This window comes from Cyclobacteriaceae bacterium, assembly GCA_030584025.1.
Lineage (GTDB): Bacteria > Bacteroidota > Bacteroidia > Cytophagales > Cyclobacteriaceae > UBA2336.
The window spans coordinates 3,934,998-3,961,268 of the sequence record CP129487.1 but is presented as its reverse complement, the minus strand read 5'-3'; the positions used below and the strand labels follow the sequence as shown (position 1 = coordinate 3,961,268).

At 44.2% G+C, this 26,271-nt stretch carries 25 protein-coding genes; 6 read left to right on the top strand and 19 right to left on the bottom strand.

Annotated elements, in window-relative coordinates; translation table 11 throughout:
- Positions 1–58: 58 nt before the first annotated feature.
- Positions 59–598: a Uma2 family endonuclease gene (locus tag QY309_17945; GenBank protein WKZ59729.1), complete on the bottom strand. Its 540-nt coding sequence runs from the start codon at positions 596–598 to the stop codon at positions 59–61.
- Between the two features lie 31 nt (positions 599–629).
- Complete coding sequence (locus QY309_17940) at positions 630–1,523, bottom strand: aldo/keto reductase (GenBank protein WKZ59728.1); 894 nt, start codon at positions 1,521–1,523, stop codon at positions 630–632.
- Between the two features lie 100 nt (positions 1,524–1,623).
- On the opposite strand from QY309_17940, the gene gdhA reads away from it, so the two are divergent.
- Both gdhA and QY309_17930 read left to right on the top strand, forming a co-directional pair.
- Entirely contained in the window at positions 1,624–2,976 is a 1,353-nt protein-coding gene (gene gdhA / locus QY309_17935) for an NADP-specific glutamate dehydrogenase (GenBank protein WKZ59727.1), read from the top strand.
- 75 nt (positions 2,977–3,051) lie between these two features.
- A complete protein-coding gene (locus tag QY309_17930; protein ID WKZ59726.1) occupies positions 3,052–3,372 on the top strand; it encodes a heavy metal-binding domain-containing protein in 321 nt (106 codons plus the stop codon).
- Here QY309_17930 and QY309_17925 read toward each other — a convergent pair whose 3' ends face one another.
- Complete coding sequence (locus tag QY309_17925; GenBank protein ID WKZ59725.1) at positions 3,373–4,320, bottom strand: hypothetical protein; 948 nt, start codon at positions 4,318–4,320, stop codon at positions 3,373–3,375.
- A gap of 22 nt (positions 4,321–4,342) precedes the next feature.
- Here QY309_17925 and QY309_17920 point away from each other — a divergent pair, with 22 nt between their 5' ends.
- Positions 4,343–5,377 (top strand): RluA family pseudouridine synthase, encoded by a 1,035-nt coding sequence (locus QY309_17920; protein ID WKZ59724.1) that lies wholly within the window; start codon positions 4,343–4,345, stop codon positions 5,375–5,377.
- Positions 5,378–5,482: 105 nt separating this feature from the next.
- Here QY309_17920 and QY309_17915 read toward each other — a convergent pair whose 3' ends face one another.
- Positions 5,483–5,686 (bottom strand): hypothetical protein, encoded by a 204-nt coding sequence (locus QY309_17915; GenBank protein ID WKZ59723.1) that lies wholly within the window; start codon positions 5,684–5,686, stop codon positions 5,483–5,485.
- A 163-nt stretch (positions 5,687–5,849) separates the two neighbouring features.
- On the opposite strand from QY309_17915, the gene QY309_17910 reads away from it, so the two are divergent.
- Positions 5,850–7,343 (top strand): CotH kinase family protein, encoded by a 1,494-nt coding sequence (locus tag QY309_17910; GenBank protein ID WKZ59722.1) that lies wholly within the window; start codon positions 5,850–5,852, stop codon positions 7,341–7,343.
- Here the strand turns inward: QY309_17910 and QY309_17905 are convergent, their stop codons facing one another.
- The 10 genes from QY309_17905 to QY309_17860 all read right to left on the bottom strand — a co-directional run bounded on the left by QY309_17905 (position 7,344) and on the right by QY309_17860 (position 16,551).
- Positions 7,344–7,721: a TerB family tellurite resistance protein gene (locus QY309_17905; protein ID WKZ59721.1), complete on the bottom strand. Its 378-nt coding sequence runs from the start codon at positions 7,719–7,721 to the stop codon at positions 7,344–7,346.
- Positions 7,706–7,966, bottom strand: coding sequence for a hypothetical protein (locus tag QY309_17900; protein WKZ59720.1), 261 nt, complete (start codon positions 7,964–7,966; stop codon positions 7,706–7,708). Before QY309_17900 ends, QY309_17905 begins: the two co-directional genes overlap by 16 nt.
- A 197-nt stretch (positions 7,967–8,163) precedes the next feature.
- A complete protein-coding gene (locus QY309_17895) occupies positions 8,164–11,838 on the bottom strand; it encodes a CHAT domain-containing protein (GenBank protein ID WKZ59719.1) in 3,675 nt (1,224 codons plus the stop codon).
- Positions 11,839–11,876: 38 nt separating this feature from the next.
- Positions 11,877–12,311, bottom strand: a complete 435-nt coding sequence (locus tag QY309_17890) for a RidA family protein (GenBank protein ID WKZ59718.1) — start codon at positions 12,309–12,311, stop codon at positions 11,877–11,879.
- 308 nt (positions 12,312–12,619) lie between these two features.
- A complete protein-coding gene (locus QY309_17885; GenBank protein WKZ59717.1) occupies positions 12,620–12,982 on the bottom strand; it encodes a response regulator in 363 nt (120 codons plus the stop codon).
- Positions 12,983–13,261: 279 nt separating this feature from the next.
- Positions 13,262–13,927, bottom strand: coding sequence for a response regulator transcription factor (locus QY309_17880; GenBank protein WKZ59716.1), 666 nt, complete (start codon positions 13,925–13,927; stop codon positions 13,262–13,264).
- A complete protein-coding gene (locus QY309_17875) occupies positions 13,924–14,700 on the bottom strand; it encodes a sensor histidine kinase (GenBank protein ID WKZ59715.1) in 777 nt (258 codons plus the stop codon). The genes QY309_17880 and QY309_17875 overlap by 4 nt, the downstream gene beginning before the upstream one ends.
- 42 nt (positions 14,701–14,742) lie before the next feature.
- Positions 14,743–15,258, bottom strand: coding sequence for a hypothetical protein (locus tag QY309_17870; protein WKZ59714.1), 516 nt, complete (start codon positions 15,256–15,258; stop codon positions 14,743–14,745).
- Between the two features lie 307 nt (positions 15,259–15,565).
- The gene (locus tag QY309_17865) at positions 15,566–16,240 is read right to left on the bottom strand and encodes a hypothetical protein (protein ID WKZ59713.1); all 675 of its coding nucleotides are present in this window, start codon (positions 16,238–16,240) and stop codon (positions 15,566–15,568) included.
- A complete protein-coding gene (locus tag QY309_17860; GenBank protein ID WKZ59712.1) occupies positions 16,237–16,551 on the bottom strand; it encodes a hypothetical protein in 315 nt (104 codons plus the stop codon). Before QY309_17860 ends, QY309_17865 begins: the two co-directional genes overlap by 4 nt.
- Before the next feature lie 130 nt (positions 16,552–16,681).
- Here QY309_17860 and QY309_17855 point away from each other — a divergent pair, with 130 nt between their 5' ends.
- Positions 16,682–17,818, top strand: a complete 1,137-nt coding sequence (locus tag QY309_17855) for a PLP-dependent aspartate aminotransferase family protein (protein WKZ59711.1) — start codon at positions 16,682–16,684, stop codon at positions 17,816–17,818.
- A gap of 131 nt (positions 17,819–17,949) precedes the next feature.
- Here QY309_17855 and gnd read toward each other — a convergent pair whose 3' ends face one another.
- From gnd to QY309_17840, 3 genes are read right to left on the bottom strand one after another with little or no spacing between them, the layout of a single operon-like run.
- Complete coding sequence (gnd, locus tag QY309_17850) at positions 17,950–18,846, bottom strand: decarboxylating 6-phosphogluconate dehydrogenase (GenBank protein ID WKZ59710.1); 897 nt, start codon at positions 18,844–18,846, stop codon at positions 17,950–17,952.
- 54 nt (positions 18,847–18,900) lie between these two features.
- Positions 18,901–20,364, bottom strand: a complete 1,464-nt coding sequence (locus QY309_17845) for a gluconokinase (GenBank protein WKZ59709.1) — start codon at positions 20,362–20,364, stop codon at positions 18,901–18,903.
- Between the two features lie 13 nt (positions 20,365–20,377).
- On the bottom strand, positions 20,378–20,893 hold the full coding sequence (locus QY309_17840) for a RidA family protein (protein ID WKZ59708.1): 516 nt from the start codon (positions 20,891–20,893) through the stop codon (positions 20,378–20,380).
- 84 nt (positions 20,894–20,977) lie between these two features.
- Here QY309_17840 and QY309_17835 point away from each other — a divergent pair, with 84 nt between their 5' ends.
- The gene (locus tag QY309_17835; protein WKZ59707.1) at positions 20,978–21,550 is read left to right on the top strand and encodes a DNA-3-methyladenine glycosylase I; all 573 of its coding nucleotides are present in this window, start codon (positions 20,978–20,980) and stop codon (positions 21,548–21,550) included.
- A 70-nt stretch (positions 21,551–21,620) separates the two neighbouring features.
- On the opposite strand, the gene QY309_17830 is transcribed toward QY309_17835, so the two are convergent.
- Complete coding sequence (locus QY309_17830; protein WKZ59706.1) at positions 21,621–23,183, bottom strand: M20/M25/M40 family metallo-hydrolase; 1,563 nt, start codon at positions 23,181–23,183, stop codon at positions 21,621–21,623.
- Between the two features lie 121 nt (positions 23,184–23,304).
- Complete coding sequence (locus tag QY309_17825) at positions 23,305–26,238, bottom strand: AsmA-like C-terminal region-containing protein (GenBank protein ID WKZ59705.1); 2,934 nt, start codon at positions 26,236–26,238, stop codon at positions 23,305–23,307.
- Positions 26,239–26,271: the final 33 nt, after the last annotated feature.

Genomic DNA, 26,271 nt, shown 5'->3' with positions numbered 1-26,271 from the left:
AAAGTGTATCGGTCAATGTTACCGAACAACAGAAAATACGGGAGAACGGTTTTTTCGTTTAGAAATTTATTTCGATACCCAGCAGCGGGGATGAGAACGTTCCGGTTTCTCCGGTTAGCGAAGCAAAGACTCCATCTTTTAATGTATAGCCTTCCGTGGTCTTGGTTTCGGGGTCAACCATCCAATATTCCTTTACGCCAAAACGTTCGTACAGTGCTTTCTTCTTCACCCGGTCATGATCTTTGTTTCCGTGGGAGAGAATTTCGATAAGCATATCGGGAACTCCGTGAATATGGCCCTTAGGGTTTATGATTGATCTGCTTTTGCTTAGCACAACAACAATATCCGGCTGAACAGCATTTTGCTCCTCGTCAAGGTACACATCAAACGGAGCGATAAAAATTTCTCCAATTCCCGTGTCTTCAATCCTCTCGGAAAGTCTCCTGAAAATTTTTTGAAGGGTCTTCTGATGAATGGCTAGCGGTGATGGGGACATAACAAGTTGATTATCGATCAATTCCGCCAACGTTCCTTCGGGTAGAGATTTATAAACCTCCATCATGGTTCTGGGCGGACTATCAATCAGTGGTTTCATCATACCAAAGATACAATTAATCGATCAAATGAGTTCAGGCCACGTCATTACCTGTAACAACTTTAAGCATCTCAAACCAATCCTGCCTATCCAGCTTAATATTAATTGCGTCAGCGCCTTCTTGTATTCGATCAGGATTAGTGGTGCCCAGTATCGGCAAAATACCCGATGGATGACGAAGTAGCCACGCCAGCAAAAGCTGACTAACACTGCACGTGTATTGTGTGGCCATTTTTTCCAAAGGCATATTTACCGCATCATCTCCACCTGAAGAAGAGAAAAATTTTCCCCCGCCCAAAGGCGACCACGCCATTGGTGAAACGTGGTGTTTCATAAGCACGTCAACCGTACCATCAAACAATGCCTGATGTTGAAACAACGAAAGCTCAACCTGATTGGTAACAAGCGGATCATGCACATACGATTGAAGCATTTCAAATTGCGTGGGTGTAAAGTTAGAAACTCCAAAATGCAACACCTTTCCATTTTGTTTTAATAAGCCAAAAGCTTCCGCAACTTCCTCAGGGTGCATCAACGGATCAGGACGGTGCAACAGTAACAAGTCGAGGTAATCCGTATGCAAATTTTTTAATGACTGCTCAACTGAATTAATGATATGTCTTCTTGATGTATCATAATGCTTAACATGATGCTCCGGACGCTTTTCAGACAGTAACTTAATGCCACATTTTGTAACCAATTGAATTTTTTTTCGCAGGGATGAATTTCCCTTCAGCACCACTCCGAATTGTTCTTCACAGGAATAGTCACCATAAATATCAGCATGATCAAACGTGGTAATGCCAGCATCAACGGATTGATGAATCAATCTTTCAATAGCTGATGTTGATAATTCCTTCCAACGCCAAACACCTGTAATCATCCGCGAAAACTCCGGGCCATCCGGATGTAACTTCTTTTTCTCCATACCTCAAATTACATACTTTCAACTGGCCTAAAAAACAGCTTACAGAAAACGTTTGCAATCGCGCTACTTCTATTAACTTGGCAGAAAAAAGCACCTAACCATGCACCTCGAAATACTTGATCGCATCCAACAGCGAAATCCCAATGAACCAGAGTTCTTACAGGCAGCAGAAGAAGTAATCATCTCCATCTGGCCTGCCCTTGAAAAACACAAAGACCTGCAAAGACTAAAAATCCTAGAGCGCATTCTTGAACCCGAGCGTATGATCTCCTTTCGGGTAACCTGGCTTGACGATAAAGGAGAAATTCAGGTAAACCGGGGTTATCGCGTTCAAATGAACAGCGCCATTGGTCCATACAAAGGCGGACTTCGTTTTCACCCTTCCGTTACGCCTAGTGTGTTGAAGTTTCTTGCCTTTGAACAAATTTTCAAAAATGCACTTACCGGTATCCCCATGGGGGGTGGCAAAGGTGGTTCCGATTTCGATCCGAAAGGAAAATCAGATCATGAGGTGATGAAATTTTGCCAGGCTTTTATGAGTGAACTGTATCGCCATATTAGTCATAGGCTTGATGTACCTGCGGGCGATATCGGTGTGGGCACACGTGAAATTGGTTACCTGTTTGGCGCTTATAAAAAATTCAAAAATGAATTTTCGGGTGTGCTTACCGGTAAAGGCATTGGCTGGGGAGGGAGTTTGATTCGTCCGGAGGCAACAGGCTACGGCCTGATCTATTTTGCTGAAAACATGTTGCAAACCAAGGGCGATTCGATCAAAGGAAAAATCTGCCTGGTTTCCGGATCGGGAAATGTGGCACAATACGCCATTGAAAAAATCAACAAGATGGGTGGTAAGGTTATTACGGCATCCGATTCAAACGGCTACATTGTTGACGAAGCCGGTATCACAAAAGAGAAGCTTGAGTTTTTAAAAGATCTAAAAAACAACAAGCGCGGTCGCATTAAAGAATATGCCGATAAATATAAAAGTGCCGTGTATCATGATCTTGATGAAACCGCTGATCACAACCCATTGTGGAATATAAAAGCCGATTGTGCTTTCCCTTGCGCCACACAAAATGAAATAAATGAAGCGGATGCCAGCAACCTGATTAAAAATGGCGTGCGGCTGGTTGGTGAAGGCGCCAACATGCCGGTGACTATTGAAGGCATTAATGTGCTACTTGATAACGGTGTTATGTATTCACCCGGCAAAGCATCAAATGCAGGTGGCGTAGCCACATCCGGATTGGAAATGACCCAGAACTATATGGGTACCTTCTGGAGCAAAGAAGAGGTTGATGCCCGTTTACAAGGCATCATGAAAAACATTCACGATACGTGCCTGGCCGCAGCCAACGAATATGGTAAACCGGGCAACTACATGGTGGGCGCCAACATTGCCGGCTTTTTAAAAGTGGCCAATGCCATGAAAGCACAGGGCATCATTTAATAGCCAAGAATATTCACTTCTTTTGATCACAACCTTGCGTCCGGATTGCGCGTTTAAAAATCAAACAAAACAGGTATGCTCATTACAACCACCAACGCCATTGAAGGAAAACGCATTGTTGAATATTACGGTTTGGTTTCCGGTGAAACCATTATCGGTGCCAACCTGGTAAAAGATTTGTTTGCCAATATTACTGACATTGTTGGCGGACGATCAGGCGTTTATGAACGCACGCTTCGTGAAGCAAAAGACACGGCTTTAGATGAAATGACACAAGAGGCTATGCGCAAGGGAGCCAATGCAATTATTGGCGTTGATCTCGATTATGAAACGTTGGGATCAGGCGGCAGTATGCTCATGGTTACGGCTTGCGGTACAGCCGTGCGCATTGAGTAGTTATTTCTTTTTGCTTCTCGGATAAAACATCAACGTGGGCTTTACACCTTTTGCCTGTTCACTTAACGTGTAGTATCCCGAACCATCAATCGCAAACGCAACACTTTCACCTTGTGGTTCTTCATGGTAGGGTAATACTTCCGGTTTCTTTTGGAGTACTTCCTTTACAGGCTGGTTCGCGTTACGTTGCCAATAATAAATCTGTTTGTAGTCTTTAATCAGAATCTCTGTGCCATCAGCCGACCAGTCTGCTGCAACAATCAAGGTAAAGGGCATGGCTTCAAGAACTTTCTCGGCTACCATCATTTCGGTTGTGGATTGCGGATAAGGCAACCGGTAAAGATTGATAGCCGCCTCACGTTTGGAAAAGATGTATAAATCTTTCGTGTCCGGATCAATCATTAATGCTTCTGTATCGCGCTCGCCATCCGGCAACGTAAACCGAATGGAGTCTACCTCCTCAATTGAAATGGTGGTGTCACCTGTAAACTGAGGTTCTTTTATTCGATAGATTACTTTGTGTGAATATTGAGCCAGGTTATCCCCAATTTCCCCAATGTATATGTACGTGTTATCGGGTTGCGGACCTGCACCAAGGGTAATATCCTCCCAATCACGATTGGTGGCGCCCTTTAACCAAACAGTTACCTGATATCTTCCCAGTGAGTCGATTAAAAAAATTCTGGCTTTATCACCACTGTCGTTGTGTGTCCAGAGCATGCCGGGATTCGTGCGACTGGCTACCAATCCGGAAGCCTCATCGATTACCGGATTATCAAGCACTCCTTGCACCTTACCATAATGAAAAAATTCATCTTGATAGGATGTTGACCTTTTACAACCTGTTTGCACCAAGGCTACTATCAGCAATAACAATACAAACCGCATAAACAGCAAGGAAACAGGTTTTTTCCATTTGCAAAAACCTTTTAAAGAAAACTTCCACACGTTTTCTTCTACTTTTGCGAAGATGAATCATGAACCTGAACAACCAGACGACCAGGACGAAGAACTGCTCTTTGAACACCACCGCATTGTGGCTGATCCGGGGCAAAGTCTTATACGCATTGATAAATTCCTGAACGACCGATTGGCCAACGTTTCGCGTTCAAAAATTCAAAAAGGGATTGACGATGGATTCGTAACTGTTAACGACAAGCCCATTAAATCGAACTACAAGGTACATCCCAACGATGTTATTGTCATTTCATTACCAGAGCCACCCCGCGATACCGATATTATTCCGGAAAACATTCCGCTGAACATCGTGTATGAAGATGATGCCCTGCTTGTGATCAATAAATCTCCGGGCATGGTGGTGCATCCGGCTTATCAAAACTGGAACGGCACATTGGTAAATGCCCTGGCCTATCATTTCAAAAACTTGCCCCAACTTCCGGGCAATGAAGGGAAACCCGGATTGGTTCATCGTATAGATAAAGATACCTCCGGTTTACTGGTGATAGCCAAAACCGAAAAAGCCATGACGGCTTTGGCCAAACAGTTTTTTGATCACAGCATTGAACGCACCTATCACGCCATTGTTTGGGGTGTGCCTGAGCCTGCTGCTGGAACAATCAATGTAAACCTTGGTCGCAGTCTGAAAGACAGGCGCATTACTGCACCGTTTCCAAATGGTGATTTTGGTCGCCACGCCATTACGCATTATAACTTGTTAAAAGATTTGCGCTACGTTTCGTTGGTAGAATGTAAACTTGAAACCGGGCGCACACACCAGATACGGGCGCACATGAAATACATCGGCCACCCACTTTTTAACGATGTCACTTACGGTGGCGATCAGATTTTAAAAGGCACCGTGTTTACCAAGTATCGTCAGTTTGTGGACAACTGTTTCAAACTGATTCCACGCCAGGCACTGCACGCCAAAACCCTGGGCTTCGTTCATCCCGATACTAAACAGTTCATGCAATTCGATTCAGAGCTACCCGATGATTTTAAAGCTGTGCTTGAAAAATGGGAGAACTACGTTCAACACAATTAACCTTCCTTGAAAGAAGACGTTTGTTGAGATCAGGAATCAGTAAAGTGTATAAGGCTACTTCAAACACGAAACGTGTCTGTTATTTAAGGAAGGAGTGACAATCGCCTAAGCCTGAAGCTTCAGGCTACGATCAGTTTTGAGCGCCTTGCGAATCTCCTTCATGGCCTCGCGTTTAAAGCGCTTGTACTGATTTTCATCCTGCGAAGTAACCAGCATATTTTTAATGTACGCCAGTACTTTTTCAGACTGCGATTGATCCAGGGCATCCAGCTTCTCCAAAATCTGGAGTTTTTGCGTTGCTGTAGTCATGGTATTAGTGGTTGTTACTGTAAAGATAACGTTTTAACGAGAGAAAAGTTTACTGTAACCCGTTGATAATGAAAAAGTAATGTACCGATAACCTGTGGAAAACAGATCATTTGACCAGCTTTGGCTTCGGCAAAAACAGGCAATTTTTACCGATATTGGCCAAATGAAACGGCTGGCCCTCCTTCTCCTATTTATTCATCCCGCCCTTTGGGCACAGCTAATAAACCCCAGCATTGATGCGGTTTACCGCCCTGACGAACTAGCCATTATCCGGCTTACCATGGCGCCAACAGACAAAGCCTTTTTGCTCCATCCGGATAATGTAGAAAGCGAGGTTTACCTGGAAGCAACTTTTCATATGGTCAACTCACAGTTGGATACAATTCTTGAAAAGAAAGTGGGCATCCGTTTGCGTGGTAACACCTCACGGTATCATGAAAAGAAACCATTCAAAATCGACTTTCGGGAATTTGGGGGTAAAAAGTTTTTCGACTACAAAAAATTCAACCTCAAGCCCAACGTTAATGACCCCTCGCATTTTCGTGAACCTCTTTCACTACTGTGTTTTCGCGAAATGGATATTCCGGCTGCACGTACTTTTCCTTTGCAACTGTACATCAACGATGAATACATGGGTGTGTACACTAATGTTGAACAGATCGATGATGAATTTTTAAACGACCGATACGGACACGAAGAAGGATTCCTGTATAAATGCAGTTTTGGTGCTACGTTGATGAATGATGGTCAGGTTTTTAATGAATCGGTATTTGAATCGGAAATCAATGAAGAGGATGACACCCGCGCAGAACTCAATCATTTTGTGCATGTGCTTAACACTACATCAACCGCAAGCTTTGCCACCGAGATTGTAAAAGTTTTTAATGTTGACAAATACTTGCGTCAATTGGCTGTAGAAGCATTGATCGGCCACTGGGATGGGTATAGTTACAACATGAACAACTACTACCTGTTTTATAACGGAGAAGAAAAGCGGTTTGAATATTTTCCATACGATGCCGACAATACTTGGGGCATTGATTGGGTAAACCGTGATTGGGCCACCCGGGATTTAAATGCCTGGGCAAGAACAGAACTTCCGATGCCCTTAACAAAACGAATTCTTAATGTGCCTGCATTCAAACAACAGTATGTGCATTACCTGGCTGAGGTTTTGGAGAAAGTTTTTAACGAAGAATTTATTCTGCCAAAGCTTGAAGCTTACAAAATTCTGCTTACTGATGCCGTGCAGGAAGATTCCTATTTCAATAAATCGTTCGGTTTTACGCACACCCACTTTCTTCAATCCTTCACCATCGGAATGGGAGACAATCACGTCAAGTATGGTCTTGCTGAATTTTTAGATGTCAGAACCCGCCATGCGATTCAACAAATACCGGAGTTAAGCGGGAACGATGAGTTAACCGTTTCGGTGCATCCAAATCCTTCAAACCAACCTGAGCTTTACTACTTTACACCCTCAGGCCTCGTAAAGCAAGTGCGTGTTTATTCTTCTACCGGTACCACGTTGGGAATATCCGCTGAGCGCATGCCCGATGATCGCATACGCATAACCCTACCCGATCATGCTCCAGGTGGTTTGTATTTTGTTCATGTAGACGAAAAGGTGTTTCGTTGGATGTATGCCGCGAAATGATCAGGAGGCCATCCGCGCAACGAGCATCACATCATCAAAATCGATTTGAGTAGTGCGTAACGCATAAAACAACAAGCGAACTTCACGCATATTCATATCATCATCGGCAAGCGCCATACGGTACAGGTGAGCAAATACCTGTAGTTTTTCTTCGTCTGAGCAATCCTCCAGCAATTTCATTCCATGCTCGTAAACATTTTTAGTGGCACTGCTGAGTATTCTTGCTTCAAATGCATGAAATACGGCATCCGAAATGTTCTCTTCCCTGCGGATGGTTTCCAACACCTGGCGTTCACGTTCATCCACTACCCCGTCAGCATTTACCAGCACATGTATCAAATGAAGCAGGGCTAACTTATAGGTCAATGTTGTTTCCATTTGCTTTGCATTTCTTGTTCAGCCGAGGCGCGCATAACCTGCACACGCTTGATGTTCTCTTTTAAAATTTTTACCGCCTTGTTTTCTTCGGTTTGCAACCGAAGTTGTACATCATCCTGAAAAATAATTCTACCGTAGTACGTGCGCTGGATCGTCTCTACACAATACAGGGTAGGATCAGTCAGCACGGCAGGTAGGCTATCCTCTTGTCTGCTAGTAAATAAGTTCAACACGTTCCATCCCATAATCAAGGCTTTACTGCCTTATCTAATATCGGAAAAGGCTCTATCACAGTTTTTTGGATTTTTAATAAGGAAAGTAAAAAAACCGTATTTCCTGACTGAATTGGGGGTTTTTAGAAATCCAGGGTAGTATAATTCTACTATGAAAATGGTAGTTTTTTACCATCATGAACTGAAGTGAAATACGCTTAACTTTTCTGTTAATTTCCGCTGGTCAACACAAAAGCTCCCCAATAATAAGGCTCCGGATAAACCTGCTTTAAACCAATCATTGCCTTTCGAAATGACTCATTCACATGGCCGGTTGAAACCAGGGATTCATAGAAGGAAGTCATAAATTTCATGGTGGCTTCATCATCTACCTTCCACAATGAAGTAATCATGTGCTCAACACCTGCACGCTGTAGCGATCGTTTCAAACCGTATAATCCTTCACCGGGTACTACCTCACCTAATCCCGTTTCGCAAGCTGATAGCACGACAAGCTTTGTACGAAATAAATTCATGTCTTGTATCTCAGCTGCGGTAACAATACCAGAAGGGCTTAACTTAAATTTATTACCAGTATCGTGTTCTTGCGCATGAGCCAACACTAAACCGGAACCGGACAAGGTTTCATAAATGTTTTGATATGACGATGCAGATCCCGGCTGATCAATCCAAAATCCATGGGTTGCAAGATGAAGTACATCTACCTGATTTTTCTCAAACAAAGCTTGCTTGGTTGCCCCTTCCCCGGTTAACAAATTAACGTTAACATGCTTCTGCTCCAGTAAAGTGGTGATGGCTTGCGCTTCCTTTTGCGTTCCCGGTAACGGGGTGATGGGTTGTTCAGTAAAAAACTCTCGTGAGGAGCGAACCGTATCAGCACCTGAACTAACCGATGGACCGTAGACAGGATTACCCAACACAGTTGCCGACTTAATGGTTAATGGCTGATGCAAGGTTAGCTGAGCTAGTGTTGGAATGGTTTCGATTTCAATCTCCTCCATCAGGTAACGCTGTGTTAGCGGGTTAAATAACGTACCCATGTTAATCAGGTGAAAAACCCCATCGGGCGCCCAATACACCTTGCGAACATCTTTCAACACGTTCAAGACAGGCTCCCAGTACACCGAATACGAAGTTTCATCTGTTATTTTATACTGAATGGAATTTTTATACAATTTGTATTGGCGCCCTTCCATGTGCGTTCCCTCTGCAGGAAAAGGAATCAATTGAACCGAAGAGGGAGTGACCACGAGGGCGGCATAACGTGGCTGATCGGAATAATAACCTGATCCGTTTTCGGTAAACCGAATGATTTCAACAGCCGCTTCTTCGGCTTTTAATTTACTCTGGATTGAGTCAACTGGTGGAATATAGTCGTACACCATACTTGAGGTATCGCGGGCCAGGCGAATAAGCTCTTGTTCGGTTTTCAGAATTTCAGCCTTTAGCAAAGCCATTCCCTTTCGGTCGGGTTCATTTGCTACATACAGCTTATTCAAATACTCCCGAAGCAACTGCCATTTAACGTTCAACTCCTGAACGCGCTGATTTTCCGAGCGGTACACATCATACAGCAAACGAAAATTTCCACGCAATACAAATGCATGATTGAAAAGTGCCTGCTGGTAGCAAGCTTCCACCACTTCAGTTAGTTTATCGGTTTCACCGCTTTGCTGGTAGACTAACGCTACACGTAAAAAGCGACTGAAATCTTCCTGCATTTTTTGCGAATAATAAAGTTGCGCTTCTTCGGAAAACCCGAGCCGGAAGGCAATTGCCTTTAGATTTTCTATCGTAAATAAATTATGATAGAGGGTCAATGATTCATCGTATTTACCGTCACGTCCTAACAGAAAAGCCAACTCCTTCAGCCATTCATTTGCCACAAAATATTGTTGTTGTGACTCCAGTTGCTTGTATTGATTCCAGTACAGGTTAACGTAAACATCACTTCCCAAAAAGCCAACCTTTTGCGCTACTTCCTTATTGCTAATCATGTCAAGGTAAACCATGAGGTTATCCTGCCGCAATTTTTCCAATGCCTTTACCAATGCATCAGCCAGTTTTTCATCGCGCGTACCATTTCTTTTTGCGTTCAGTAAAGCCACATTGTTACCACGAAGCAGGCCAACCTCATTGTTCTGCTTTTTTTGATTTCGCAGTGCGTTTACATGTTCATCACTTAACGCATACAGCGAGTCAGCTTTTTCAAATGCGCCCATAGCCTCGTAAAACATGCCAACACCTTTCCAGAAATCTTCAGGTGCAAACTGATAACTACAAGCAAATGCCAACGCGGCTTCTGCTATAGCCTCTTCACCAGCCGCATATAATCCAGACTGTGCATAGTACTGGAGCCTGGCCTTACTGAAAGCCAACATGTCGTTCTGCTCACTTAATGCGTTACCGAGATAAGCAAAGTGTGTATACAGCATGGTATCGGCAGCCAACAACTCCCATACAGGCTTTACAAGTTTAAGATGCCTGCCGGCATTCGAAGCAACTTTATCTGCTGATTCAAAATCAATAATGCGAATGAAATGCTCCAAAGTCGGAACAGTATAATCTGCCCAAATCACCGGGAGGTTTGTGAGATTATCATGTTGAAACCGGTCATCTTCGGAATAAAATCCGCCCTTTTCCATCTCATTCTCAAGCCACAAACTATCGGGAAGAATTTTTTGAGTGAGTGCTCCGTAACCTGATTCTATGAGGTCTTCCATTTTCATGGCTTCGCCTAGCCTAAAGTTTAATGCTTCACGATCAACGGGCACGTTATACGCATCAGCCCAGCGAATAATACCCGAGTACAAGTTGGCAACCACACCAGGAGCCACAAACAATAATGTGCTGGCCTTCTGGCTACCAGCCAATGCAAAAGCTGAATCCGTATACTGAAGTGCCGCATCCGGCTGTTTATGTTGAATGGCCTTGAGTGCCGATGCAGTCAGCTTATAAAATTTCTGCGCCTCCGTATAAAGCTCATCAATATTCAGTTCTTCCAGTTGTTTGTCTGTCAACTGAAATTCACCATAGGTAAGAAAAGGATATTGCTTTCTGCGTAACGCATTCAAGGTTGTTACATCGCGAATTACTTTCAGCGGAATCGTAAATGTCTGATCCGGAATGGTTCGGTAACCTTCAGTAAAATAGGCGGATGTCATACGCACCACCATGAAGTTGAAGATCGAGAAATCAAGATCGGTATAAACGGATTCCTCCCAGATAAATTTGTTTGATGCCTCCAACAGTGAATCCGGTGGATAGAATGTTTGAATCACTTCAACCTTTCCGTTCTGCTTCTTTGCCAACCCTATTTCCCATTGACTATTGAATTCTCCTAACGATTGGGCACAACAGCTAAGATTAAGGTCAACTTCAATGTGAACCGATTTTTCTTCACTGAATTCAGAAGTTTTAACATGTGACAGCCACGCTTCTTTGACGCTGATGGTAACATCCAACAGGTTGAGCTTTTTCCGAACCGTATTACTTTTTACGGCCCACTTATTCTGGTCGTTAGCCTCATAGAAAATAAACAGGTAATAGGTTCCGGGTTTCAGTTTATGCCGAACAGGGGTTTCGGTATAATTGAAATCCGGCAGTGTGCACGCAGAATCAAGAACAAGTTGATCACCTGCATCCGGGATGGTGTCGGTTGAGGCAATGATTTTCAGCTTGCCGGGTATGGAAGTATTAAACTGATACGGATCAGCCTGCACGGTAAAGGTCAGCCGAATAGGCTGGCTGCTCAGTTGAATGAGCTCATCCTTCCCATCGTATCCCGATGAAACTTCGAGTTTGTAATTTGATTTTTCCTGGGCATGAACAAGCGTAGAGATCAACAAGAAGCCAGTTGTCAGAACACGAAAGAAAAAAGTCATGGTTAAAAATAGCGCTATAAGCGTAAAGCTGAAAAAGATTATTCTTTAAGAATAGCTATTGCTTCTATCTCAATCAAATATTCCTTTCTGAATAATGAGTAAACCCCAACCAAGGTACTGGCCGGCATATTTGTTTCGCCCATAATTTCCTTACGCACACCACGAAATACATCTAAGTCCTTTTCTTCATACTTCACAATGTACCAGTTCATCTTCACCACATCGGCAAAAGATGCACCGGCCTGCTCCAGTTGCTTCTTCACATTCAACAAGGCCGAGCGTGTTTGCTCCTCCAGGCTCTTGCCTTCGCCCACCTGGCCGGAAACATAAATGGTTTTTACTCCGTTGGCTGTTGCGGTAACAACCTGGGTATAGCCAGGGCCTGGGTTGATGTATTCCTTTTCGATTTTTTGTGCACTGCTCGTGAGTATCATGATGAGGAGCAGACAGTTAATTAAGATGACTTGTTTCATAGTGGAGTATTAAGTAGTAATGATAGGCAAATTTCACGCAAACCTGCCTGTGCAAACAGGTCGTCAAGCGCGAAGTGAAACGCAAAGATGTTAGATGTTGAATTGGCCTACAGAAACAATGCGCAGCACTTCCGTACTACGCATTTTAAACGATTGCCTCGGGGGAGCATTGTAAGTTCTTTACCCGTCCTTCCAACTCCCGCACATTGCGGGAGTGGAGGGTTGGGAGCCAACTAATGTGCGAATACACGCATTCGCTTGAGAGGGTTTTGCGTGGCATGGCATTATGGTCTTACCGCACTGAAATATCAATGCGGAAAATGTTCTCCTACTATTACCGGCAGTTGTTCAGGCATGTCGCGCATGGCCAATGTGCCGGCAGCTTTTAATGATTTGGTCAAATGTTCAGTCCGAACATCTGGTTCATCGGCCAGAAACACTACCGCGGTATTGGCATTAACCGAACTGTTGCGCAGTGAGCGCACCAATTCAAACCCGGTGATCACCGGCAAATCGGTGCCGCATACGATCAGGTCAAACTCCTGCACCTTTGCCTGCAACAAACCGTCAAGTCCGGATTGAAAAAACCGGATGTACGGTTCTGTGCTGCTCAGTGCCAGACGCACCTGGTCGACAACTTCTTTTTGCCGGTGAACCACAAGGACTTTCATAAAACCTAAATAATTAACCTGAAACGCCTTTGAAGATCAGCAATTGAGAAATGATGTTTGTGCCGCATTGAAGTCATGTCAGCACCTCTCAACATACCTGCCCACCTAACAGGCTGAAAATGAGGGGCAAAACGAAGCTTTGGAAAAAACTCGCGGGTAAGAGGAGTAGTAAAATTGTACTATTAAAATGGTAGAATGTTACCAGGTTAAATTTTGCCCATTATTTCCTCAGCGTGCTAACTTTCTGAAGGTTGAGGGAGTGGGATATTCAATCAAATCTTACGTCAACAAGCCAGACTCATACGCAAAACGCACCAGGCCAATGGCGTTGTCGGTGCCAATTTTCTCCATCAGGTTAACCCGATGGTTGCGTACCGTATTTTCACTGATGTTCAGGTGAAGCCCTATTTCCCGAATGGTCATTTCCTTACAAATCAGGTGCAGTATTTCCTTCTCCCGATCGGTAAGGCTGATTCGCGAAAACTCTGGCCGTCTGGCTTCCAATTGTTCACGTATACTTTTGCGCAGCACATTTGCCACCAGGTCGTTGTGGTAAAAATCCTTATCGTGTACGGTATAGATGGCACGCTCCAATTCTTCAGGTTCGGTGTTCTTTAACAAAAACGCATGTACACCCAACTCCACCATGTGCAGAATATATTTTTCGCTGTCGTGCATGGTGAGCATAATCACTTTTACATCCGGGAATTTTCTCACCAGAATTTCGCTTGCTTCTACTCCATCCATGATGGGCATCTGTAAATCTACAACCACCACTTGTGGTGGCTCTTTCTTCACCAGTTCCAGCAATTCTTTTCCGTTCTCTGCATCTTTTACTTCATTCACTCGGCTAAACGTACGCAGCAGGTTCACCATCGCTTTGCGAAAAAGCGTATGATCATCAGCAATGTAAACGTTTATATCGCGGGTAATTTTTTTGTTCATGCTAATGGAACGGTTAGGGTTGCTTTTGTACCGGAAGATGTATTGGATTCTATAATAAACGTGCCGTGTAAAACACGCGCCCGGTTTTGCATGTTGAACAAACCAAGGCCTTTGGGTTGTTCATCAGCTGAAAAACCTTTACCATTATCGGTTACAACAATGGTAAGCTGAGTACCCCAGCTTACCTGTACAGAAATGGCACTTGCGTTGGCGTGCTTCAGCGCATTGTTGATTAACTCCTGAACAATTCGAAACACAAAAATTTCACGCGATTTCTCCATCGGAACAGCCTCTCCTTGCTCAGCATAGGTGATGCCGGCATCCGTTAAACTTTGAAAGCGCTCACACATTTCTTTCAAGGCAACATTAAGTCCGAATTTTTCCAGGGTTGAGGGTAATAAGTCGCGACTGATTTTACGAACCGACTCGATGGTTTCATCCAGCATGGTTTTTACCGGTTGAATGGTCTCTGCACTCACCGATTCGGTGCGGGCCAACGTACCCAAATTCATACGCACAGCCGAGAGCATGGCGCCAATGCCATCGTGCAGGTCGGCTGCCACGCGCTTGCGCTCACTCTCCTGCGACTCGAGGGCCGCCTCCATCATTTTTTGCTGGTACATCACTTCCAGGTTTTGCTCACGCAGGCGTGCTTCGAGCATGCGCTTTTTATAAAAGAGCACAAAAAAAACGATGCCTCCCGCCAGGATGAGCATGCCGGATGTGACGAATATGAAAAGGATAGTGAAATCGGAAAGTGCCTGTTGTTCCACGACAACAAGTATACAAAGCGAACACAAGAGCGCCTAATGGCGTTAACCGGATTTTTGTGCGCGAATGGATTGCAAGTTGAGCCAACCCGCATAGGCCAACACAAGGCAAAACGCAAAACGAAAGAAATTTCTAAAGGTCCAAATATGAGCAAACTGATCCCGCATTACCGTCATGATGTAATCCATCAGGTATGATAAAATAAACGTGCCCGAAAAGAAGATCAGCATAGCCGTGTTGATCCAAAACATCGGAAACTTAAGCAAATCCTCTTCCGGCAGGGTCCGCATTAAATAGATGAAATAACTTATTGACAAAAGAATCATCAACAAATCCCGTGCACCACGAATGATCGAATAAAAATATTCACCAAAGAAAAAAAAAGCGCTGCCATAAATTATCACATAAAACAAAATACCGGCTATGATCCACCTGCGATATGTACGGATTTGCAGTGCATAATAAAACGCAAGTGGAAGAAGTATTCCTTCAAATAAAACAAATGTATCTCCTATTTCATTTACCCACCTGTTTTGAAATAACGAAGTGGCAATTGTCAAAAGGATTTGAAAAAAGACGCTGGTCATTGCATAGAACCCAAGCACCCTAATATAAATCGGTCTTTGACTATAGTAAAAAACACAAACAAGCATTACAATGATACTTCCAAACCATTGTGAATAGATAGAGAATGTGTAGAGGAACAAATTATCCAAACGCAAATAGACTAAACGTGGGTCATCTCATAAATCATTCGGTGGACAATTAGGTGGGCACCTTTGCCCCTCATTCTCAATTGAATACGGATAGCCATCCTCCAACTCGTCTATGAAAGTAATAGTTAAATTCATATTCACCATTTCCCAATCAATTTAAGCTTTGATTTGCGCGAATACTCTTAAGATTAAGCCAACCGCCATAGGCTAATACTAGGCAAAAGGCAAAACGAAAGAAATTACGAAATATCCAATAGTCTGCAAACCTATCACTCATCATAGCAACAATGTATTCTCTGAAATAGGATAATACAAAAGTTCCGGAAAAAAATATAAGCAAAGCAGTATTGATCCAAAACATTGGGAATTTCATCAAATCATCCTGAGGTAATTCACGAAGCAAATAGAAGAAATAACCTAAACAAAAAATTATTATCTGCAAATCACGGACAGACCGGATAATAGCATGTGCTGATTTCGGGAAAAGCAAAAATGAAAAAAGGAAAACAAGAATGTAAAGTGAAATTGAAAAGAGGATAGCCTGCCGAAATCTGCTGAATGGTATTACTAAATAAAACAACCAGGATAGAATGATTGACTCCAACAATACATAGGTATGTCCAATGGTGTTTATATGTTGGTTCTGAAACAAAAGTGAGGAAAGCTCCTGAAGAAGAGAAAATATTACACTATTCAGTCCATAAATACCAAGCACTTTTACATAATCTGGTCTTTTTTTAAAGTCTATCAGGCAGATGATGGAAATAATCAAACTGCCCAACCAAGAAGCGTAATGTGAAATATTATTTAATGACAGTATACTCACAGGTCATTCGGGGGGCAATCTGGCGGACAAGTTTTGCTGTCATTTTCAATCGAATACTCCTCTCCCTCTATCAAATCGTCACTACTTGGAAGCAAGTTATTTCCGTTAGCATCAGTTCCTACTAAAAACATAGTAAAATGCTTCTTGTCTTCATCATATGCATTATATACCCGGATGCCCTTGCAGTTTGATTGCTTTAGTAATGTTTCAAACTGATCTGCGGCAAACATTGCAGAATGCACGCCCTTTCCATTTTTCTTGAACTTATCGGCCATCTTCCTGGCCTTGGCTTTTGAAATTTTCTTGCTCATAACTTTCGGGGTTGGTGTTTGTGGCGAGTAAAGTACTAAAAAAAGGTGAGCCTTTTTCATTCCACAAACAGAAAACACCTCTGCAACATCGCTTCAACCCTTTATCTTTAGCGCAAACTTATCATGCACCATGGCACACGGCTCATCCAAACTGACACAAAGCGTTCATGCAGGCTCACCCGGAGATTCTCTGTACAAAGGAACGGTTAACCCCATCTTCCCGGCCTCCGCATACGACTATGAAGGCACAGGAGAAACGCAGTACCCGCGCTATTTCAACACCCCAAACCAACGAGCCGTGGCTCAAAAAATGGCGGCCCTCGAAAACGGAGAAGATGCGCTGGTGTTCAGCTCCGGCCTGGCCGCAATCATGACTTCCTTCTTTGCTTTTCTTAAACAAGGTGATCATGCCGTGCTCCAAAACGATTTATATGGCGGCACATTTAACGCGGTGGCCGTAGAGTTCCCCAAATTCGGCATCGACTATACCCTGGTGGATGGCACTAACCCCGAAGCATTCGAGCAAGCCATCCGGCCCAACACGAAAGTGATCTATATTGAAACACCCTCCAACCCAACACTTACCATTACGGATATTAAAGCCGTTGCCGCCATTGCCAAAAAACATAACCTCATCACCATCATCGATAATACGTTTGCCTCTCCGGTTAATCAAAATCCAATCGACCTGGGCATTGATGTGGTGACGCACAGCGGAACAAAATACATTGGCGGGCACAGTGATTTGTGTTGTGGTGTGGCCGTGGCCTCAGCCGCACACATCAAACAAATCTGGAACAGCGCGTTTCACTTTGGCGGATCGTTGGATGCGCACACGTGTTGGATGGTGGAGCGCAGCTTAAAAACCATTGTGCTGCGCGTGCGGCAACAAAATGAAAATGCATTGAAACTGGCACAATGGCTGAAGACGCATAAAAAAGTTGGAAAGGTGTATTATCCCGGTTTACCCGATCATCCCGGACACACAATTGCCAAAGCGCAGATGCCGGGTGGCTTTGGAGGGATGCTCTCGTTTGAAGTGATGGGTGATCCACATGCTTTTATGGGCCGATTGAAATTGATCAAGCGGGCATTGAGTTTGGGTGGAGTGGAAAGCACGATTTGTTCACCGGTAAAAACATCGCATGCCAAAATGAGTGCTGAAGAGCGCGCCAAGATTAACGTAACCGACAACCTGATAAGGTTCTCAGTTGGGATTGAAGAGGTGGAGGATTTGATTCAGGATTTGGAACAGGCGCTATCATAATCATACACCAAAAATCCAAAACCACAGAACGCACAAAGTTTTACACGGAGTAGACAGAGAGTCTAGGTTTTTCTCCGTGAACTTGGTGCCATCTTTGAGTTCTTTGTGGTTAATGTCTTTTTGAGATTCCGTTACTTCCGCTCCACACCATGTCCACCAAACTCGTTGCGCAAAGCGGCTACCAGTTTGCCGGAAAGGGTGTCATCGGTTTGGGTGCGGTAACGCATCAATAACGAAAGGGTTATCACCGGTAGCGACACGCCCATGTCCAATGCACTTTCTACCGCCCACTTGCCTTCGCCTGAAGAATGCGCTACTCCTTTAATTGATTCCAGGTTCTTATCCTTTTCGAGCGCACGTTGTGATAACTCCATTAACCAACTGCGTACGACAGAGCCATGATTCCATACACGGGCGACCGAAGCCAGGTCCAGATCGGGATTGAATTTGTTCATCAACTCAAAGCCTTCGCCTATGGCCTGCATCATGCCGTACTCTATACCGTTATGCACCATCTTTACAAAATGCCCGCAGCCGATGGGGCCGCAATACAGGTATCCGTTTTCAACGGAAATGGATTTGAACAATGGTTCACAGTAACTAAATACATCTGGGGCTCCGCCAATCATGGTGCACACACCATGCAACGCGCCATCAACTCCTCCGCTGGTTCCACAATCGAGTAAATGAATGCCGACTTTTTCAAGCTCACGCCCACGCGTTTGTGAGTCTTTATAATTCGAATTGCCTCCGTCAATAATTACATCGCCCGGCCGAAGGTATTGCGATAAGTTATTGATGATGATGTCAACCGTTTTCCCGGCAGGTACCATTATCCAGATTACTTTTCGCGCAGGTAAGTTGTGCACCATTTCTTCCAGCGAAGAACACGTTGACACGCCATCGCCTTTGAGCCGTTCCAAAGCAGCCGAACTGGTGTCGTACCCATACACTTTATGGTTGTTCCGCGTAAAGTTGAGGGCAAGGTTGTGGCCCATTTTACCTAAGCCGATGAGTCCGAGTTGCATGCGAACAGGGTTTGGTGAACGCTAAAATTAAAACATTCTTGCTTAAACCCCGACTCAAGACCGGAACGATTGACTCAATACCTGTAATTTTTTGAATTGCTCCCACTGGATTTTGTATTGCTGATGCACGGATTCGTTTGGATAAATGGTGGTCGTCTGTACTACACCAACATGAGTGGGGATATCAAGGGCGCTGAAGCCCAACAAGGCTGCTCCCCATGCCGAGGCATCTTCGCGCTGAGGAACATGAACCGGCTTGCCGAAAACATCCGCCACAAGTTGCAACCACTTGTGCGAACGCACAAAACCTCCACTTGCAATAATGTGCCCGTATGCTCCGCTGTTGTTTTCAATCAGTGTGGCAATATCGTAGAGCGCAAAAACGATCCCCTCCAGCAAAGCGCGCATAACATGTTCCTGCCGATGTTGCTGGTGCATCCCCAAGAAAATACCGGATGCATCCGGATCATACAGTGGAGCGCGTTCTCCATAGATATAAGGAAGAAAAAGAAGTCCGTTAGCGCCCGGAGGTGCCGTGAAAGCACGCTCAATAAATTCTTCTGTGCTGATTGTTTCGTTCAAAAAACTTTTTTGAAACCAATCGATTAATACCGCACCGTTGTTGGTAGCGCCTCCCTCAATTATAGTGTCTTCATCGAGCAGGTATCGGAACACGAGCGGATTATACGTGTCATTCTTTCCTCTTACCACTCTTCTTACCGCCCCGCTTGTGCCGATGGTTAAGGAAAGTGCATTTGAATCCATCGCTCCGCTGCCCAACTGCGCCAGGCAGCCATCACTTGATCCGATTATTACAGGAACCGCTGAAGACAATCCCAACTCAGTCAATAAGGTCTTGTTAGTAATACTACGATGATGATAAACTGAAACGGGTGATGATAATTTGTCGCTGTTAATGCCAGCCAATTCAAGAGCCGGACCAAACCACGATTTCTTTTCTATATCCAATAAGCCGGTTGCGGATGCAAGGCCATGATCCACTTCATAGCAGCGAAAAAATCTGAACCAGATGTATTCTTTAATGCCAATGAACTTATGCGCGCGCTCAATTATTTCGGGTTGATGCTTCTGCCACCACATAATCTTGCATAAAGGCGACATGGGGTGAACCGGGGTTCCGGTTCGGGCAAGTTGATCAACAAGATGTTTGTTCTTGCGAATGCTGTTACTTTCATCTTTGCTGCGCAGGTCAGACCAGATAATCAACGGAGTAAGTGGATTACCTTCTTCATCTACAGCCATCATGCTGTGCATGGCACTACTCAGACTAATAAACGAAATGTCTTTCTTGATTTCAGTTGGGCACAATTGAATTGCCCGACAAACGTCTCCAAAAATTTTCTCCGGATTCTGCTCTGAAAAACCTGCTTGAGGATGATGCGTTACGCAGGGCAATTGGTTTGAAAATAATTCCCTGCCTTCAGCATCAACAACAAGTGCTTTAATGTTGCTGGTGCCGATGTCGATGGCAAGACCGATTGAAGAATGACTGCGCAAGTAAGCAGAACGCTTATTCCACTTCTACAATCATTTCAATCTCCACCGATATGTTGGAGGGTAACGCGTACATGCCTACGGCTGAACGGGCATGCTTCCCCTTTTCGCCAAACACGGCTACCATCAGGTCGGAAAAACCATTGATCACTTTGGGTTGGTCTTTGAAATCTTCCGTGCAGTTTACCATGCCCAGCACTTTTACAATGCGTTTGACTTTGCTCAAATCGCCTACTTCCGATTTTAAAGTTGACAACAACGCAATGCCGGTTTGCCGCGCAGCATCGTAGCCTTGTTCAATCGTTAAATCCTTGCCCACTTTTCCCTGAATGTTGGTGCCGTCTGCTCGCGTTGGGCCGTGACCGGCCAAGAAAATCAAGTTACCGGTGCGGACCGCCCGAACATAATTGGCCATGGGCGCAGCCGGCTTAAACAATTCGATATTTAGCTCTTTAAGTTTTGCCTCAGGTGTTTGGGCAAACACAGAACCGGAAAGCAGAACAAGGCAAAAGAGAAAGGTATACTTTTTCATAACGATTTATTTACATGTAATTTGGTACTGACACAGGGTTGTCACTCCATTAAACTTACTTTGTTCTGCTAACAATCACAACTTATGCCTGCAAAAGAAAAGACGCGTTGCCCCTGGTGCCTGAAATTCGATCAATACGTTGAATACCATGATACAGAATGGGGCGTTCCGGTACACGATGACCGCACCCATTTTGAATTTTTAATCCTGGAAGGCGCTCAGGCCGGTTTAAGCTGGGAGATTATTCTTAAAAAACGCGAGGGTTATCGAAAGGCATTTGCCGACTTTGATCCGGAGAAAGTTGCCCGATTTACCGAAAAGCGATTGGAGAAACTTTTACTTGATCCCGGCATTGTGCGCAACCGACTGAAAGTGTACGCGGCTGTTAATAATGCCAAACGTTTTCTGGAGGTTCAGAAAGAATTTGGGAGCTTCAATAATTATATCTGGAGTTTCGTGAATGGTAAACCGATTGTAAACAAATGGAGAACCATGAAACAGATCCCAGCTACCTCAAAAGAATCGGATGCGCTGAGTAAAGATTTGCTGAAGCGTGGATTTAAGTTTGTCGGCAGCACGGTAATCTATGCACACATGCAGGCCTGCGGACTGGTGAACGATCACCTGGTGGATTGCTTTCGCTACAGGCAGGTATAAAAACTTTGCGCCTTCACATCGTTGCGGTTGAAAGATTTCACCGCAAAGACGCGAAGGCGCAAAGCGTTAATCAATCCTTTCTTGGAAACAACTCATCGCGGTTAGCGGCCAGCCAGGCAAATGCGGCTGTCATGACTGCGTTGTGTTTTAAATCCTCTTCAATGGCTTTATCGTACAAATCCATGCTGGTGTGGTGTGTACGGGAAAAGTATTCAATCGGGTCCTGAATAAACTGGAAACCGGGCAAATTGATGCCATCAAATGCCAGGTGATCGGTGCCACCTGTGTTACGCAACGTCAATGTAGAGGCGCCTAACTTTTCAAACGGCTTCAGCCACTCGCGAAACACTACGCGCGCTTTTTCATTGCCTTGCATGTACACACCGCGGTATTTACCGGTGCCGTTATCCATGTTAAAGTAAACGGAGAATTTCTCTGCTCCTGGTTTGTAAGCAATGTTTTCACCATCACGAACACCATACACACGTTTCACATAATTACGTGAACCGATCAATCCCTGCTCCTCACCTCCCCACAGGCCAATGCGAATGGTTCTTCTTGGGCTAATTCCCAACGATTTAATGATGCGCATCGCCTCCATCATTACGGCTGAACCAGAAGCATTATCCGTAGTACCCGTTCCGCTGTGCCACGAATCCAGGTGGGCACCAATCATCACCACCTCATCTTTCAAATCCGTACCCGGAATTTCAGCTATCACATTAAAACCTTTTTCATTTGGCGTAAACTCTGTTTCAAGTGCCATCTCGAGTTTCACGGGGATGCCTTGCTGAATCTGCCGCACCATGCGGTTGTAGTGCTCTGCTGAAACAACAACTTGCGGTAAAATTTTTGGCGCATTTGCACTACGTGATTGTAACCGTCCTTCAAAAGGAGCTTCCGGTGGATAGGGAACCGTTGCTGCTGAAGCCATAACAGTACCATCTTCAAGGCGAGAACTCGGACTTGCTTCAAGGATAGCTAATGCTCCCTCCTTCATACACATATCCCACTTCTTGAATGCCAACCGCTGCGGTTCTGTTGGTGCAAAAAATCTCCTGCCACGAAAAGCTTCAGTCGGGCCTGAGTTAGCCATGTCCAACAAATCCTTCTCTTCCCACCTGCGGGCATCGGGTTCAAAACCAGGCTTCACCGGTGTAGGTAAACTGAACAACACAATCTTTCCTTTCAACTTTCCTTTATACTTCTCCAGGTCTTCTTCCTTCTGAATATCCAGGTAAACAGCTTCCGCCTGAACGTTACCTTTTATCCCAGGTGTCCATGCTTTCGGGAATGCAATCACCGGAAAGTAAACCGGTGCCGTAGCATGCAAGCTGAATTTTTTCAGGTACCAGCCTCTGCCAAAGTCTTCATCCCAATAGTCAAAGTGGGCATTTTGCAAACCCCATTTTTCCAACTCAGCCTTGGCATAATTTGCCGCGCTTTTATAACCGGGCGAATTGGTTAAGCGAGGGCCATGCACATCGGTAAGCATACCGAGTATGTTCATGACCTGTGAATTTTCAAAGCCTTCTTTTTTAATGCGTGATACCATTGCGGTATCTACTTTCTCCTGCGCCACGGAAGGCAGTACCAGCAACAGAATGAGCAATGCGTTAAGTAGAATCCTCATAGTTAAAGATTTAAAATTTTGGTTGGTTAAAAATAGGGAAAGCCCGACAGAACAAACCTACCGCAGGTGGAAATATTGAGGTGTAAAAAAAAGGGGCATCTAGTAGCCCCTTGAATTGAAATTAATTTTTCTTCTTTTTCTTCAGTAAGTTCTGGATTGTTTTCACACCTTCATCAACCACCTTCTGCTTTGGATCAGTGGTTTTCGTGCTATCGGTTTTGGTGGTATCTGATTTTGTACCCAACAATCCTGAAACCAACTCGGTTGCTTTTTTCTCTGCTTCTTGCTTCACTGCCGAAGTAACAGCTTGCTGTACTTGTTGCTTTTGCTCACTCATCAACAACTGTGGCTTCGGATCAAGAAATGTTCCATCCAACCCAATGTTCACCGGAATCATCGCATTCGGATCAGATGTGCCCCCGGTGTATTGGCTTACAAAACTGTTCAATTGTGCACCCATCTTCCCGGCCGGCACATCCATTTTCAAGGCATAATCGATCGACCCATCAATACCGGTGCTGCCTGTAACTGAAGTGGTATACTCACCAAACTTTACATTGAATGGTTTAACACTCAGTTTACCATCCTTTATCGATGCCGACATCAACACATCTTTCATGGTCACCTCTTTGGTGTCATCCAATTTGGTAAGAGAGGTGATCCCTGAAATAAGTTTGGATTCTTTCAGGGCCGCCTGTGCCACTTTCACCAAGCCTTCACCATTCACGGTTTTCAAATTCGGCATCATGTCTTGCAACAACTCGCCTGAGAGCTTAAAGTCGGTTGAAAAATTGCCACTCATTAAACCGGCTACCGGTGCATAGTTCTGAACAATTGAAAATGAAGAAGCGGCCTGTGCCAGCGCCATGTTTTCAATCTTTAATGCAAAGTCATACTTCGGATGCTCCATATCCTTTGTATTATACGCTCCGTTTACCGTGAACGCTCCCCCCAATAAATTAAAGGACAACCCACTCAGGTTAGCTACACCATCTTTCACCACGATATCACCTTTGGCATTCGAAATATTGAAGTCCATCATTTTAACCGTAGCAATGCTCGACTTCAACAGGAAGTCGATGTTTTCAGGTACTGGTATAACACCATAAGGTTCTGTTTCTTCTGTTGTTTCTTCTGTTTCGGTCATGAACTCATTCAAATCAAGCAGGGTTGATGAAAAATTCATGGAACCCTTCAGCAACTGATTGGGGCTAAACAGATAGCCCATGTAGTTGGACACCGAACCGTTTACATTGAAATCGCTTTTGCCAATTGTTCCGGTTACTTGTTTCAAATCAATTTTTCGTGGATCAAAACTCATATCCGCCTGAGCCAGTGTAACGGCATAGGGTAAATCAGTGGATTCGTATTTGAATTCACGCAGTGAAGCATTGCCGCTTGTAGGAAGTTTGTCGTAACGCTCCGCTTCCAGGTCCGACATCCTTCCTTTGGTTTGCAGATCGGCCTTAACTTTTCCAGCTAATGTCATGCCCTCTACAGGAAATATCTTTGTGATTTTTTCAAGATCAATGCCTCCGTTTGCTTTCACATCCCAGGTGATGTCTTCCAGGTTTTGAATGAGCATATCAGCAGAAAATTTTTCACCATCCATCACCATCGAAAAATCATTTACCGCAATGAACGTTTCAGCCATGCGGCCTGAGGTATTCTTTACGCTCGAATTGAACTTTAAATCTTGTAGCGGTAATGGGAACTCCGATGTTTTTACATACCCATTCGCCAGCGACATGATGGCGTTGATGGAAGGAATGGTTTTCTTCAAACTGTCATACACACCTTTTGCTGTTAAGTCGATGGCGTAATTGCCGCGCATTTCCATTCCTTCAACCGGAAACATTTTTGAGAGTTCGGCCAGGTTAAGTTTTGCATTGATGTTCGCATCCACTTCCGTGGGATAGAGTTTGCTGATGAGGGCACGCGCATCGAACGGATTGGAACCAAAATCCATATGGAATTTCTTCACATCAATTACGGTGTTGTCGATGTTGCCGTCTCTGTTATCCACCAACATGTTCAGGTTAATGTTATTTACAGCCGTTGGCAGATCAGGATATTGAAACATGGCTTCCATCACATTCAGGTTTACCTGGAAGGCCGGCATTTGAGTTTCACTGTACGTGCCTTTTACAAAACCAGCAAACTGCAACTCGCCATCTGTTTTTATGTCAGTGAAACTTTCAGAATACATACCCGGCACCAACGACAATAGACTTTTGAATGTATTCTTCGGACTGTTAAATGAGATGTCCATGCCATAATCATTCTCATTCATTTTAAACCAGCCATCAAAGCTCATGGCAAAGTCGTTGATCTTTGCGCTGTTTTCCTTGAAGGTATATTTTGTGTATTCTTCGCTGATAGAAATTATGGCATCAATAGCAGCACGTTTATTAGTCAGGTATTCCATGCCATCATATTTTACTGTTACCGTATCCGCTGTAGTGGATGTTTTCAGATCGAAGACATCCTGGGTAAAATCACCACTACCTGAATGATTTACGTTTTTCAATGTTAACAAAAACGGCAAGGAAAGGTCATCGTAAGTAATGTCACCATCGATCACTTCCCAGTGATCGATGCCAAATGAAAAATCACCCGATTCTTCCGTAGTTACTTCCTGCTCCTCCGAAGCAATGGCAATGTCATAGTTTGCTCGGCCATCTTCCAATACCTTAACATTGATCAGCGGGCTGACCAACGTGATGCCCTTTAACCGAAGTTGATCGCCAAACAATACATCCTTTAGGTTTACTTCAACTTCCAGGCGTTCGGTTGCGAATAACACTTCACCGGCAAATGGTTCGCGGTTGATTACGCCAAAGTCGCGCATCTCAACGGTAATGTTGGGGAAATTCCGGAAAAGCGTCAGGCTGAAATTATCTGCATCAAATACCACATCGGCATTGATGGATTTTGCCAGCTCCTTATCAATGGCAGCCTTAATATCATCTTTAAAAACAACCGGAAGAATAAGCGCAGCGGCTAACAGCACTACGAAAACAATTCCAATAACAATCAGGATTTTCTTCAACATAAACGGGTCATTTATAACGTGAAAACGTAAGAG